The following is an 11,463-nucleotide window of genomic DNA, read 5'->3' on the forward strand; positions in this document are numbered from 1 at the left end:
AGCCCATGGCGGTCTCAGACCAGGTAGGGATTGCTCCGGCGCTCGTCGCCGAACCGGCTGCCTGGGCCGTGGCCGCAGATGAAGCCGATCTCGTCGCCGAGCGGCAGCAGCTTTTCCTTGATCGAGCGGATCAGCGTCGCATGGTCGCCGCCATAGAGGTCGGTGCGGCCGACCGAACCCTGGAACAGCACGTCGCCGACATGGGCGAACTTTGCCTCGCGGTGGTAATAGACGACGTGGCCCGGCGCATGGCCCGGGCAATGCAGCACCTCGAAGACATGATTGCCGAAGGAGACGGTCTCGCCATCGGCCAGGAACCGGTCGGGCACGCAGTTGCGCACGCCGCTCATGCCGAATTTCTGGCCCTGGGTGACGAGGTTGTCGAGCAGCGGCTTGTCGGCCTCGTGCGGCCCGACGATGTCGACGCCGAGCGCCTCCTTGAGCTCCATCGCCCCGCCGGCATGGTCGATATGGCCGTGCGTCAGCCAGATGGCCGTGATGGTGATGCCGTTGTCCTTGAGCACCGACAGGATGGTATCGACGTCGCCACCCGGATCGACGACGACGCCGGTCTTGTCCTCCGTGTCGAAGAGGATCGTGCAATTCTGCTGGAAGGGCGTGACCGGCACGATCCCGGCATTGAGCTGTCCCATGGCTGTCCTTTCTGATCTTTGCCCCGACATAGGGTCAGACAGGACATTCGTCCACAGTGTTCAGTGTTGCCCCGCTCAAAACGAAATGGGCGGCCGCAGCCGCCCAATCCGAATTCCGTCTGAAACGCTTTTACTTCTTCATCGCGCCCATGACGGCACCGACGATGGCCGTCAGGATGGCGCCGCCGCCTGCGCCACCGACCACGTCGCCGAGGATGCCGCTGAGTGCGCCGGCAGTTGCCGGATCAGCAGCGCCGCCGAGAAGACCGCCGAGGATCTGGCCGCCTGCGATACCACCGACGCCGCCTGCGATCAGCTTCGTCAGCTGCCCCATCGCAGCCGTCTTGATCGCCGCGCCGACGGCCTGTCCACCGATTACGCCGGTTACAATCTGTATGATGATCGGAAGAAGCGATTCCATAACAATTCCCTCCAATTGCATGCCGGCCCTCAGTCTGCCGACGTCAACATGAGACGCTGAAATCGGCGAAAGTCAAATACACGTCCGGGCAAGCAAAAGGGGCAGTTCGAAAACCGCCCCTCTGCAATCCTTAGCCATTGAATTTACTGGCTATTCCGCAGCAATCGCGTGCTTGGGCTGAACCGCCGCCGAATAGTCGTTCATCAGCGTCTTGGCGATTTCGCCGACCTCGAATCGGTACTGGCCGATCTCGGAAACGGGCGTCACTTCGGCTGCCGTTCCGGTCAGGAAGCACTGCTCGAAGCCTTCCAGTTCCTCCGGCATGATGGCGCGTTCGATCACCTCGATGCCGCGATCCTTCGCAAGGCCTATGACCGTGCGGCGGGTGATGCCGTCGAGGAAGCAGTCCGGCGTCGGCGTGTGGATCTTGCCGTCCTGGACGAAGAAGATATTGGCGCCGGTCGCCTCGGCCACCTGGCCGCGCCAGTCGAGCATCATCGCGTCGGCATAGCCCTTGGCCTCGGCAGCATGCTTGGACAGCGTGCAGATCATGTAGAGACCTGCAGCCTTGGAGCGCGACGGCGCGGTGCGCGGATCGGGGCGGCGCCATTCGGCGATGTCGAGGCGGATGCCCTTCAGCTTCTGCGCCGGGTCGAAGTAGCTCGGCCACTGCCAGATGGCGACGGCGACATTGATGCGATTCTTGTGGGCGGCGACGCCCATTTCCTCGCTGCCGCGCCACGCAACCGGGCGTACATAGGCGTCCTTGAAGCCCTGCTTCTTCAGAAGCTCGCGGCAAGCCGCGTCGATCACGTCGACCGAGTAGGGAATGGTGAAACCGAGCAGGCGTGCCGATTCATGCAGGCGCTCGTTGTGCTCGGTCAGCTTGAAGATCTCGCCGCCATAGGCGCGCTCGCCTTCGAACACCGAGCTTGCATAGTGCAGACCATGGGTTAGTACGTGAATCTTGGCGTCGGCCCATTGGACGAACTCGCCGTTCATCCAGATGAATCCATCGAGTTGGTCGAAAGGAACGGATGCCATGGTAAACCTTCCCGCAGGCGGGAGCCTGCCTATCGTTTCGTATCGTTCTTAATGTCCCGTAAGGGGCCAGCTGGATAAAGCGTAGGCGGGCCAGAATACCAAAGCAAACTCACGATGTTTCGGAAAAAACCACCGTACCTTGCCTTTTCATTCGCAATCCGCCGAAAAGCTTGGCAAAAATTACCATCGCACCTAATTTATGTCAACAGTGCTGACGTAAATTGACGAGCAGGAATTCTATGGCACAACGCAGCGGCGCAGCCGCCCAACCGATCCGCACCGCAGTGACGGCCGACGACGGCATCGACTTCTCGATCATCGAGCTGCTTTACTTCGCCTACCGCGACTTCACCTCCGACCCCGACCAGATACTTGCCGAGTACGGTTTCGGCCGTGCGCACCACCGCGTGCTGCACTTCGTCAACCGCATGCCGGGGCTGACCGTCGCCGAGTTGCTTGACGTGCTGAAGATCACCAAGCAGAGCCTCGCGCGCGTGCTCAAGCAGCTGATTGACGCCGGCTACATCGTCCAGGTCCAGGGCCCGCGCGATCGCCGCCAGCGCGAGCTCTACCCCACGCCGAAAGGCCGGACGCTGACCCTTGCGCTGGCGCGGCCACAGTCACGCCGCATCGATGCGGCACTGGAGGGCGCGGGAGAGACCGAACGCGCCTGGATCGAACGATTCCTTAAGGCGATGGTCAATCCCGAATTAAGGGCGCAGATTGATCATCTGCCCGGAAACACGCCGGGGAAAGACCATGGAGAATAACGACAAGACGGCCAGTCCGGCCACGTTGGGCGACGATGCTCCGCACCTGCTCGTCGTTGACGACGACACGCGCATCCGCAACCTGCTCAAGCAGTACCTGACCGAGAACGGCTTTCGCGTGACGGTCGCCGGCAACGCCGACGAGGCACGCCGCAAGCTGGCGGGTCTCGACTTCGACCTTCTCGTCCTCGACGTGATGATGCCGGGCGAGACCGGCGTCGAACTGACCAGATCGCTGCGCGACCAGAAGGACGTGCCGATCCTGATGCTGACGGCGCTGTCCGAGACCGACAGCCGCATCACCGGCCTTGAGGCCGGCGCCGACGACTACCTGCCGAAACCGTTCGACCCGCGCGAGCTGATCCTCAGGATCAACAACATCCTGCGCCGCGGCGGCCCGGCAACGACGCCGAAGGTCGAGCAGCTGGTGTTCGGCCCCTACACCTTCCAGATCGCGCGCCGCGAACTGAAGCGCGGCGGCGAAGCCCTCAAGCTGACCGACCGCGAACAGGAAATCCTCGCCATCTTCGCCGCGCGTGCCGGCGAAACCATCCCCCGCCACGAACTGGTGACGGGCGATTCCGAGGTCGGCGAACGCACCATCGACGTCCAGATCAACCGCCTGCGGCGCAAGATCGAGCGCGATCCTGCCAACCCCGTCTGGCTGCAGACGGTGCGTGGCATCGGCTATCGGCTGAGCGTCGAATAGCAATCCCCTCCAATGCCGCCCATGCGCCTTTATGGGAAGGCCGGTTGTTGAAGCCGGCCGCTCCGTTGTAGTATCGCGCGCCGGCGGTAAGCGCCGCATTCCGCGGCCCGGCATGGGAGAAACAGCCATGTTACGCGCGATTACGCTTGCATTTGCCCTGTCAGTCTTTCCAGCAACCGCTTTCGCCAATTCCTGCCCGAGCATCATGGCAGCTATCGACGCGGCGCTGCCCGCTTCGACGCTCGCGGAGGCAGACATGACAAAGGTCAAGGAGTTGCGTGCCAAGGGCGAGCAGCTCCATGCCTCCGGCGACCACGCCGGATCCGAGGCCGCGCTCAACGAAGCCAAGACGTTGCTCGGCATCTAGGCCGAACCCTGCGGGCGTCGTTGCAACGACGACGCCCGGCTCCATTTTGCTGATGCGGTGCGGTTCGTGGTTTACGACGCCCTCGGCCCAAGCCGCCTGCATCGGCCTGCACTGCCGCGCCCGCCCACTGCGGCGGAACGATGGCTGTGCGCCTCGATCTCCTCGGGGCAAGCCACCCGACATAGTATCGGCACAGTTCCCGCCGATCGTCCCTGGGCGACAGCGAACAGCCTGTCATTTGGAAACTCGGGAAAAAATCCCTATGTTTTCAGCATCGGGCCACGCAACGTTTGACAACGTAAGCTGTTGAACTTCAAAGACAGTTTCAGAACGGTCGAGCGTGCACTAGGATCGAGGCAGCCGACGGAGCAGGTTTCTGACGGCGAACGGAAGGGCGGATGGCAACCACCGACATGGACGGGCCCGGCGGAGGCGGTATCGGCACACGCGCATGGCGTGCGTTGACGGCCGTGCCGAGAAGCTGGAACCGCTTCTGGCGGCGGGTCGCGCTCTATATGCCGAAGCGGCTCTACGCCCGCTCCCTGCTCATCGTCATCACCCCGATGATCCTGTTGCAGTCGGTCGTCGCCTTCGTCTTCATGGAGCGCCACTGGCAGACGGTGACTGTGCGCCTGTCGCAGGCGGTGACCCGCGACATCGCCGGCATCATCGACCTGCTCGACACCTTTCCGCAACCGGACAGCTACGCCCAGATCATCCGCATCGCCCAGGAGCGGATGTTGCTGAAAATCGACCTGCTGCCGCCCGAACCGCTGCCGCCGCCCGGCCCCAAGCCGTTCTTCTCCATTCTCGACCAGGCGCTTTCGACGGAAATCCGCAGGCAGATCAACAAGCCGTTCTGGCTCGACACCGTCGGCAACTCGAACGTCGTCGAAGTGCGCGTCCAGCTCGATGACAAGGTGCTGCGCGTCTTCGTCCGCCGCAGCCAGGCCTATGCGTCGAACACCCACATCTTCCTGCTGTGGATGGTCGGCACCTCGCTGGTGCTGCTGACCATCGCCATCCCCTTCCTGCGCAACCAGATCCGCCCGATCCTGCAACTGACGGAAGCTGCCGAAAGCTTCGGCAAGGGCCGGCCGATGCCGCCCAACTTCCGCCCTCGCGGCGCCGAGGAAGTGCGCCGCGCCGGCTTTGCCTTCATCCAGATGCGCGAGCGCATCGAGCGCCAGATCGACCAGCGCACGGCGATGCTGACCGGCGTCAGCCACGATTTGCGCACCATCCTGACCCGCTTCAAGCTGCAGCTGGCGCTGTCGGGCAACAAGATCGACCGCGAGGCGCTGAGCCAGGACATCGACGACATGCAGTCGATGCTGGAGGCCTATCTCGCCTTCGCCCGCGGTGAGGCGGCCGAGGATCCGGGGCGCTTCGACCTCACCAGCTATCTCGACAAGCTTGGCGAGGAAGCCAAGCTGCGCCAGCGCAAGCTCAAGGTCACGCTGGTCGGCGAGCCCGAGGTGCATGTCCGCCCCAACGCCTTCACCCGGCTGCTGCAGAACGTCGTCGGCAACGCCTTCCGCTATGCCAAGGAGGTCGAGGTCAAGGCCGTGCACGACCGCGGCATGCTGGTGGTGATGGTCGACGACAACGGCCCCGGCATCCCGGAGGAGAAGCGCGAGGAGGTGTTCAAGCCGTTCTATCGCCTCGACGAGGCGCGCAACCTCGATTCGAGCGGCACCGGGCTCGGGCTCGCCGTGGCCCGCGACATCGCCCGTAGCCATGGCGGCGACATCAAGCTCAGCGACAGCCCGCTTGGCGGCCTCCGCGCCATGATCCGCGTGCCGGCCTGAACGGGCCTCAGGCGCGGCGGTCGAGCCGCGCCACCAGCCGGTCGCCGGCCCACTGGATGCCCGACACGAGCACGATCAGCACGATCACCACGGCGACCATCACCGCCGTCTCGAAACGCTGGTAGCCGTAGCGGATGGCGAGATCGCCGAGACCGCCGGCCCCGATGGCGCCGGCCATCGCCGAGGCGCCCACCAGCGTGACCAGGGTGACGGTGAAGCCGGCGACGATTCCCGGCAGCGCTTCCGGCACAAGCACTTCGCGGATGATCGCCCAGCGCCCGCCGCCCATGGCACGCACCGCCTCGACCAGGCCGCGGTCGACCTCGCGCAGCGACACTTCGGCGATGCGCGCATAATAGGGCGTCGCCGCAATCGCCAGCGGCACGATCGCCGCCCAGGTGCCGATCGACGTGCCGACGATCAGCCGCGTCAAAGGGATCAGCGCCACGAGCAGGATGATGAACGGCACCGAGCGGAAGGCGTTGACGATGCCGCCGAGGATACGGTTCAGCCACAGCTGCTCGGCGATGCCGCCACGGTCGGTGGCGACCAGCGCCAGTCCGAGCGGCAGGCCGAAGACCAGCGAGATCAGGCCCGATGCCGCCGTCATCAGCACCGTTTCCCAAAGCGAGCGCAGCAGAAGTTCAAGCATCATCTGTGACATGGCCAAGCACCTCGGCCCGGGCACCCCGGGCATTGAGAAATTCGACGGCTTCGGCGAGGCGCCCCGCGGCGATGCCGACACCGAGGAAAAGCGTTCCGACCGGCTCGCCCTGGATATGGTCGATGCCGCCATGGACGAGGCGGTAGCGGCCGGGGATGGCGGCCGACAGGTCCTGCAACAGCGGAAGCCGCGCCGCCTCGCCGGCGATGTCGACGCGCAGGATCGCCTCGCCTCCTGAGCGCGCCAGGCGTCCGGCGATCTCCCCGGGCAGTTGCGGACGAATACCGCCGAGCAGGCTGCGCGTCACCTCCGACTGCGGATCGGCGAACACCGACCACACCGCCCCCTCCTCGATGATGCGGCCCGCATCGAGAACGGCGACACGGTCGGCGATGGTGCGGACCACCTCCATTTCGTGGGTGATCAGCAGGATCGTCAGGCCGAGCTTCCGGTTGATGTCCTTGAGCAGCGAAAGGATCGACCGCGTCGTCTCGGGATCGAGCGCCGAGGTCGCCTCGTCGGAGAGCAGCAGCGCCGGACGGGCGGCAAGCGCCCGGGCGATGCCGACACGCTGCTTCTGCCCGCCCGAGAGCGACGCCGGATAGGCCTTGGCCTTGTCGGCGAGGCCGACCAGGTCGAGCAGTTCGGCCGCACGGGCGAGCCTTTCGGCCTTCGGCCTGCCCTCGATCTTCAGCGGCAGGGCGACATTGTCTTCGACGGTCTTCGCCGAAAGCAGGTTGAAATGCTGGAAGATCATGCCGATGCGGCGGCGCAGCGGCTGCAATTCGCGCTCGCCGAGGCCGGTGATCTCGCGCCCCTCGACGAAGATCTGCCCGGCATCGGGCCGCTCCAGCCCGTTGAGGCAGCGGATCAGCGTCGACTTTCCGGCGCCGCTGCGGCCGATGATGCCGAGGATCTCGCCCTTGCGCACGGTCAGCGACACGCCGTCGACCGCCGGCGTCCGGCCGAACCGGCGCTTGAGGTCGACGATGCGCACGACGTCGCCGGAAGGCGCGGCAAAGCCAGGCGACAAGGTCAAGTCGGTGGAACTGAAATGCTGGTTCATGAAATCTCCCGCAAAGCGGAAGGCGGCCCGCAACCTGCGAGCCGCCTGTCGTTGATGGCCGATAAGCCTCAGTAGGCGGCGACGCCGGTGCCTTTGTAGACACGGTCGAACTCGGCCTTGACCGTCTCGTTCTGGTAGGCGGCGACCAGCGTCTTGACCCAGCCCTCGTTCTCGTTGCCGGCCTTGACCGCGATGAAGTTGCGGTAGGGATTGTCGGCCACCGGCTCCTGGGCGATGCGGTTGTCGGCGCTCAGGCCGCTTTTCAGCGCCCAGTCGGTGTTGACCACGGCGGCGTCGAGGTCCTCGACCGAGCGGCCGACGATGCCGGCGTCCAGTTCCTTGATCTCGAATTTCTTCGGGTTGTCGACGACGTCGGCAACGGTCGCCAGGATACCGGTGCCGTCCTTGAGCTTGATCAGGCCGGCATCGGCCAGCACGCGCAGGGCCCGGCCTTCGTTGGAGGGATCGTTGGGCACGCCGATGACCGCCGCTTCCGGCAGGTCTTCGACCTTGGAGTGCTTCTTGGAGTAAAGCCCGATCGGCCACAGCCCGGTATAGCCGACCGCCGTGATGTGGTAGCCCTGCGTCTTGACCTGGTTGTCGAGGTAGGGCTGGTGCTGGAAGGCATTGGCGTCGATCTCGCCGCGCTCGAGCGCCTCGTTCGGCTGGGTATAGTCGTTGAACACCACCGTCTCCACGGTCAGCCCCTGCTTGGCCGCCTCGACCTTGACGACGCGCCAGACGTCCTCGTCCTCGCCGGAGATGATGCCGACCTTAATCGAGGCCTTGTCCTCGGCAAAGGCCTGGTGCGGGACGGTGAAGCTGATGACGGTGGCGACGGAGGCGAACAGGGTTGCAAGAGCCGTGCGCCGGCTGATCGCGTTGCGGTGAAAAATCGAAGGAGTGGTCTCGGTCATTTCGGTGTCTCGCTGAGAGCCGTTGGGAGGATGGCTCGCTCCGCCGATTGCGAAGCTTGGCCATATCCTCGGCAAACGCCCCCCTCTCTGCAAAGGATCGGATTTCACGCCGCCCCCTCGCCCGGGGAAAATCGTCACAAAGAAAATGCCTGTTCGGGCAGAACCGACCTCGTCTTCGCACGTGCGAAAGACGGCGCCGTCATCGCCACGTCACCGAAGCCTGCTCAAAGGCCTGCGCAACCAACGCGATCGCCGCTGATTCCGCTGGCCCCCGAGGCCGGCGGGACAGGCAACGGATGGGAAGACGATTTGTGCGCATCCTGATGGTCACCGACGCCTGGAAACCACAGATCAACGGCGTCGTGCACACCCTCGAACGGCTCGCCGAAACGCTGGGTGCCTTTGGTGCCGAGGCCGATTTCCTGACGCCAAACATCTTCCGCACGCTGCCGATGCCGACCTATCCCGACATCCGCCTGGCGCTGACCACGCCCGGCAATGTCGCGCGCATCATCGAGAGGCGCCGGTCCGATCATGTCCACATCGTCACCGAAGGGCCGCTCGGCATGATGGCCCGGCGCTATTGCCGGGCCAATGGTCGCCCCTTCACCACCAGCTACCACACCCGCTTTCCCGAATATGTCAGCGCGCGCCTGCCGCTTCCCGAGAGCTGGACCTACCGGCTGCTGCGCGACTTCCACAATTCCGGCCAGGGCTGCATGGTGGCGACCAAGTCGCTCGCCGACGATCTTGCCGCGCGTGGCTTCGAGAAGCTCCGGCCCTGGACGCGCGGCGTCGACATCAACCACTTCCACCCCGGCAAGAAGGTCGCGCTCGACCTGCCGCGCCCGATCTTCCTCTGCGTCGGGCGCATCGCGGTGGAAAAGAACCTGCCCGCCTTCCTCGACCTCGACCTTCCCGGCAGCAAGGTGCTGGTCGGCGACGGGCCCGAGATCGAGCGGCTGAAGGCAAGGTACCCGAAAGCGCATTTCCTCGGCCGGCGCCCGAGCGACGAGCTGGCAGAGATCTATGCCTCGGCCGACGTCTTCGTCTTCCCCAGCCGCACCGACACCTTCGGCAACGTCATCATCGAGGCCCTGGCCAGTGGCACGCCCGTTGCCGCCTATCCCGTGACGGGCCCGATCGACATCGTCGGCGACGGTGTCGGCGGCGTTGTTTCGGAGGATTTGCAGCAGGCCGCGCTCACAGCGCTCAAGATCGACCGCGCCGAAGCCCGCCACCGCGCCATGCGCTATACATGGGCGGCCTGCGCCGAGATGTTCCTGGACAATGTGAAGGCGGCCTATGCGGCGTGATCGCGGACTATCCTGTCCGGCAGAGGCTTCAGGCTGGCTTGCCTAGAACAGCCGGCCGCCGTCCGGCACCTTGCGCTCGATGGCGCCGAGCACGACGTCGCCATCGGCGTCGGGGAAACCGAGGGTCAGAACTTCGGACATGAACGGGCCGATCTGGCGCGGCGGAAAATTGACCACGGCAAACACCTGCCGGCCGACGAGCGTCTCCGGCGCATAATATTTGGTGATCTGCGCCGAAGATTTCTTGATGCCGATCGCCGGCCCGAAGTCGATCTTCAGCTTGAACGCCGGCTTCCGCGCTTCGGGAAACGGCTCGACCTCGACGATCGTGCCGGTGCGGATATCGACCTTGTCGAAGTCGGCAAAGGTGATCTCGGGCTTGCGCTCGTTGTGCGAACTCATGCGGTGGTCTCAGGCGTTACCGTGCGTCTCGAACAGCACGCTGGCCAGCGCGTCCTTGGCCGACGTGCCCGACCAGACGACGAACTGGAAGGCCTGGAAATAGCATTCGCAGGCTTCGAGCGCCGAGGACAGCAGCACCTCGACCTGCTGGCTGGTCGGCTCGACGCCGCCGGCAAGCAGCAGCGACTGGCGGAACATGATCGCGCCCTCCTGCTCCCACAGGTCGAAATGGCCGAACAGCATCTGCTCGTTGATCAGCGACAGCAGCCGCAGGATCTCCAGCGTCCGGCTTTCCGGCACCTTGATGTCGAAGGCACAGGCCAGGTGCAGGGCCTCGAAGTCTTCCATCCAGGAGAAGGAAATCTGGTAGTCGGTCCAGTTGCCGACGACAGAGATCGAGATTTCGTCGTCGCCGGCACGCTCGAACGACCAGTCGTTGTTGTGAGCCACCTGCTCGATAACATCCACCGGATGGATTTCGCGCGAGAACTCGAGTTCGAGAAGTTCCATAAATGCTTCCTGTCGTTCCGGGAGCGCCATCGCGCTCCGCGCAAAGGGCACACACGACGAACAAACTTATTCTTGAACTCGGACGACCAGCGCTGCCGGACTCAATACCCCCCAGCCGGACCGCGCCATCCGGTGCGTGACCCCGCTAAGAATCATGCAACAAATTCAGTGTATTGATCAGGAGTAGCGTGAACAGCCCAATTTTTCGCACTGCCGCATTCGGGTGTGGAAACAGGCTGCGGCGCAGATTCATCAAGCGCCGGTAAGCGATTCACGACAAAGCACTTTTTCGGATGGCGCTTTGTGGAAAAGTTAACGAATTATTTCTTTGTACGGGGCTTCGGCGCCGCCGCCGGTGAGGCCTTGCCGGCATCTTCGCCGCCAAGGGCTGCGAGCTTCGACTCGAGTGCCTCGATGCGGGCGGCCAGCGCCTTGTTCTCGGCACGCGCCTTGATCGCCATGTCGCGGACGGCTTCGAACTCTTCGCGCTGCACGACTTCGAGCGTGTTCATCACCCGCTCGGCCTGCGAACGGAACGCGGTCTCGACCTCGCGCTTGACGCCCTGCGCGGCGCCCGCGGCATCGGTCATCAGCTTGGCGAACTCATCCAGAATGCGGTTCGGTCCGGTCGTCATGGCAAACCCTCGCGTTGTCCATTCGACGTAGTGGGGCAAGGCTCAGATTGCAAGGATATCATGCCTGGGGCGGTAGCCGAACGCCGCGGCAAAAATGCCGACTTGCCGACAATGACATCTCGGTGAGCGGCCGATGCCTGCCTTGACCCTGCCAAGACGCTGCCCCATGGTCCGCCGC

General features: G+C 64.5%; 14 protein-coding genes. 5 read left to right on the forward strand and 9 right to left on the reverse strand.

Going from position 1 to position 11,463, the window contains the following annotated elements; genetic code table 11:
• Nucleotides 1–14 precede the first annotated feature (14 nt).
• The 3 genes from GGR00_RS13615 to GGR00_RS13625 form a co-directional block, all read right to left on the reverse strand.
• Nucleotides 15–653 (reverse strand): MBL fold metallo-hydrolase, encoded by a 639-nt coding sequence (locus tag GGR00_RS13615; RefSeq protein WP_055970440.1) that lies wholly within the window; start codon nt 651–653, stop codon nt 15–17.
• A 130-nt stretch (nt 654–783) separates the two neighbouring features.
• Nucleotides 784–1,074: a hypothetical protein gene (locus GGR00_RS13620; RefSeq protein WP_156381078.1), complete on the reverse strand. Its 291-nt coding sequence runs from the start codon at nt 1,072–1,074 to the stop codon at nt 784–786.
• A gap of 150 nt (nt 1,075–1,224) precedes the next feature.
• A complete protein-coding gene (locus GGR00_RS13625; protein ID WP_184699696.1) occupies nt 1,225–2,118 on the reverse strand; it encodes a branched-chain amino acid aminotransferase in 894 nt (297 codons plus the stop codon).
• 239 nt (nt 2,119–2,357) lie between these two features.
• Here GGR00_RS13625 and GGR00_RS13630 point away from each other — a divergent pair, with 239 nt between their 5' ends.
• From GGR00_RS13630 to GGR00_RS13645, 4 genes are all read left to right on the forward strand, one after another.
• Nucleotides 2,358–2,888: a MarR family winged helix-turn-helix transcriptional regulator gene (locus GGR00_RS13630; protein ID WP_055970444.1), complete on the forward strand. Its 531-nt coding sequence runs from the start codon at nt 2,358–2,360 to the stop codon at nt 2,886–2,888.
• On the forward strand, nt 2,878–3,597 hold the full coding sequence (locus GGR00_RS13635; RefSeq protein WP_184699697.1) for a response regulator: 720 nt from the start codon (nt 2,878–2,880) through the stop codon (nt 3,595–3,597). The genes GGR00_RS13630 and GGR00_RS13635 overlap by 11 nt, the downstream gene beginning before the upstream one ends.
• 127 nt (nt 3,598–3,724) lie before the next feature.
• Nucleotides 3,725–3,964 carry a hypothetical protein gene (locus GGR00_RS28590; protein WP_055970448.1) on the forward strand — a complete coding sequence of 80 codons (240 nt, stop codon included), beginning with the start codon at nt 3,725–3,727 and terminating at the stop codon, nt 3,962–3,964.
• Between the two features lie 398 nt (nt 3,965–4,362).
• Nucleotides 4,363–5,775: an ATP-binding protein gene (locus tag GGR00_RS13645; RefSeq protein ID WP_156381079.1), complete on the forward strand. Its 1,413-nt coding sequence runs from the start codon at nt 4,363–4,365 to the stop codon at nt 5,773–5,775.
• Between the two features lie 7 nt (nt 5,776–5,782).
• Here the strand turns inward: GGR00_RS13645 and GGR00_RS13650 are convergent, their stop codons facing one another.
• From GGR00_RS13650 to GGR00_RS13660, 3 genes are all read right to left on the reverse strand, one after another.
• Complete coding sequence (locus GGR00_RS13650; protein ID WP_184699698.1) at nt 5,783–6,439, reverse strand: methionine ABC transporter permease; 657 nt, start codon at nt 6,437–6,439, stop codon at nt 5,783–5,785.
• A complete protein-coding gene (locus tag GGR00_RS13655) occupies nt 6,420–7,505 on the reverse strand; it encodes a methionine ABC transporter ATP-binding protein (protein WP_184699699.1) in 1,086 nt (361 codons plus the stop codon). The genes GGR00_RS13650 and GGR00_RS13655 overlap by 20 nt, the downstream gene beginning before the upstream one ends.
• Nucleotides 7,506–7,573: 68 nt before the next feature.
• Nucleotides 7,574–8,422, reverse strand: a complete 849-nt coding sequence (locus GGR00_RS13660; protein WP_055970451.1) for a MetQ/NlpA family ABC transporter substrate-binding protein — start codon at nt 8,420–8,422, stop codon at nt 7,574–7,576.
• A gap of 311 nt (nt 8,423–8,733) precedes the next feature.
• Here GGR00_RS13660 and GGR00_RS13665 point away from each other — a divergent pair, with 311 nt between their 5' ends.
• A complete protein-coding gene (locus GGR00_RS13665; protein ID WP_184699745.1) occupies nt 8,734–9,738 on the forward strand; it encodes a glycosyltransferase in 1,005 nt (334 codons plus the stop codon).
• A gap of 42 nt (nt 9,739–9,780) precedes the next feature.
• Here the strand turns inward: GGR00_RS13665 and GGR00_RS13670 are convergent, their stop codons facing one another.
• From GGR00_RS13670 to GGR00_RS13680, 3 genes are all read right to left on the reverse strand, one after another.
• A complete protein-coding gene (locus GGR00_RS13670) occupies nt 9,781–10,140 on the reverse strand; it encodes a tRNA-binding protein (protein WP_055970455.1) in 360 nt (119 codons plus the stop codon).
• A gap of 9 nt (nt 10,141–10,149) precedes the next feature.
• Nucleotides 10,150–10,650: a type III secretion system chaperone family protein gene (locus GGR00_RS13675; RefSeq protein WP_055970456.1), complete on the reverse strand. Its 501-nt coding sequence runs from the start codon at nt 10,648–10,650 to the stop codon at nt 10,150–10,152.
• A 320-nt stretch (nt 10,651–10,970) separates the two neighbouring features.
• Nucleotides 10,971–11,285: an accessory factor UbiK family protein gene (locus GGR00_RS13680; protein ID WP_055970458.1), complete on the reverse strand. Its 315-nt coding sequence runs from the start codon at nt 11,283–11,285 to the stop codon at nt 10,971–10,973.
• Nucleotides 11,286–11,463: the final 178 nt, after the last annotated feature.

Source organism: Aminobacter aganoensis (genome assembly GCF_014206975.1).
Classification (GTDB): domain Bacteria; phylum Pseudomonadota; class Alphaproteobacteria; order Rhizobiales; family Rhizobiaceae; genus Aminobacter; species Aminobacter aganoensis.

Excerpts from the sequence above, each read along its gene's own strand:
- GGR00_RS13670 (WP_055970455.1), bottom strand. The coding sequence starts at position 10,140 with ATGAGTTCGCACAACGAGCGCAAGCCCGAGATCACCTTTGCCGACTTC.
- GGR00_RS13655 (WP_184699699.1), bottom strand. The coding sequence starts at position 7,505 with ATGAACCAGCATTTCAGTTCCACCGACTTGACCTTGTCGCCTGGCTTT.
- GGR00_RS13620 (WP_156381078.1), bottom strand. The coding sequence starts at position 1,074 with ATGGAATCGCTTCTTCCGATCATCATACAGATTGTAACCGGCGTAATC.
- GGR00_RS13675 (WP_055970456.1), bottom strand. The coding sequence starts at position 10,650 with ATGGAACTTCTCGAACTCGAGTTCTCGCGCGAAATCCATCCGGTGGAT.
- GGR00_RS13625 (WP_184699696.1), bottom strand. The coding sequence starts at position 2,118 with ATGGCATCCGTTCCTTTCGACCAACTCGATGGATTCATCTGGATGAAC.
- GGR00_RS13635 (WP_184699697.1), top strand. The coding sequence starts at position 2,878 with ATGGAGAATAACGACAAGACGGCCAGTCCGGCCACGTTGGGCGACGAT.
- GGR00_RS13645 (WP_156381079.1), top strand. The coding sequence starts at position 4,363 with ATGGCAACCACCGACATGGACGGGCCCGGCGGAGGCGGTATCGGCACA.
- GGR00_RS13650 (WP_184699698.1), bottom strand. The coding sequence starts at position 6,439 with ATGTCACAGATGATGCTTGAACTTCTGCTGCGCTCGCTTTGGGAAACG.
- GGR00_RS28590 (WP_055970448.1), top strand. The coding sequence starts at position 3,725 with ATGTTACGCGCGATTACGCTTGCATTTGCCCTGTCAGTCTTTCCAGCA.
- GGR00_RS13615 (WP_055970440.1), bottom strand. The coding sequence starts at position 653 with ATGGGACAGCTCAATGCCGGGATCGTGCCGGTCACGCCCTTCCAGCAG.
- GGR00_RS13680 (WP_055970458.1), bottom strand. The coding sequence starts at position 11,285 with ATGACGACCGGACCGAACCGCATTCTGGATGAGTTCGCCAAGCTGATG.
- GGR00_RS13630 (WP_055970444.1), top strand. The coding sequence starts at position 2,358 with ATGGCACAACGCAGCGGCGCAGCCGCCCAACCGATCCGCACCGCAGTG.
- GGR00_RS13660 (WP_055970451.1), bottom strand. The coding sequence starts at position 8,422 with ATGACCGAGACCACTCCTTCGATTTTTCACCGCAACGCGATCAGCCGG.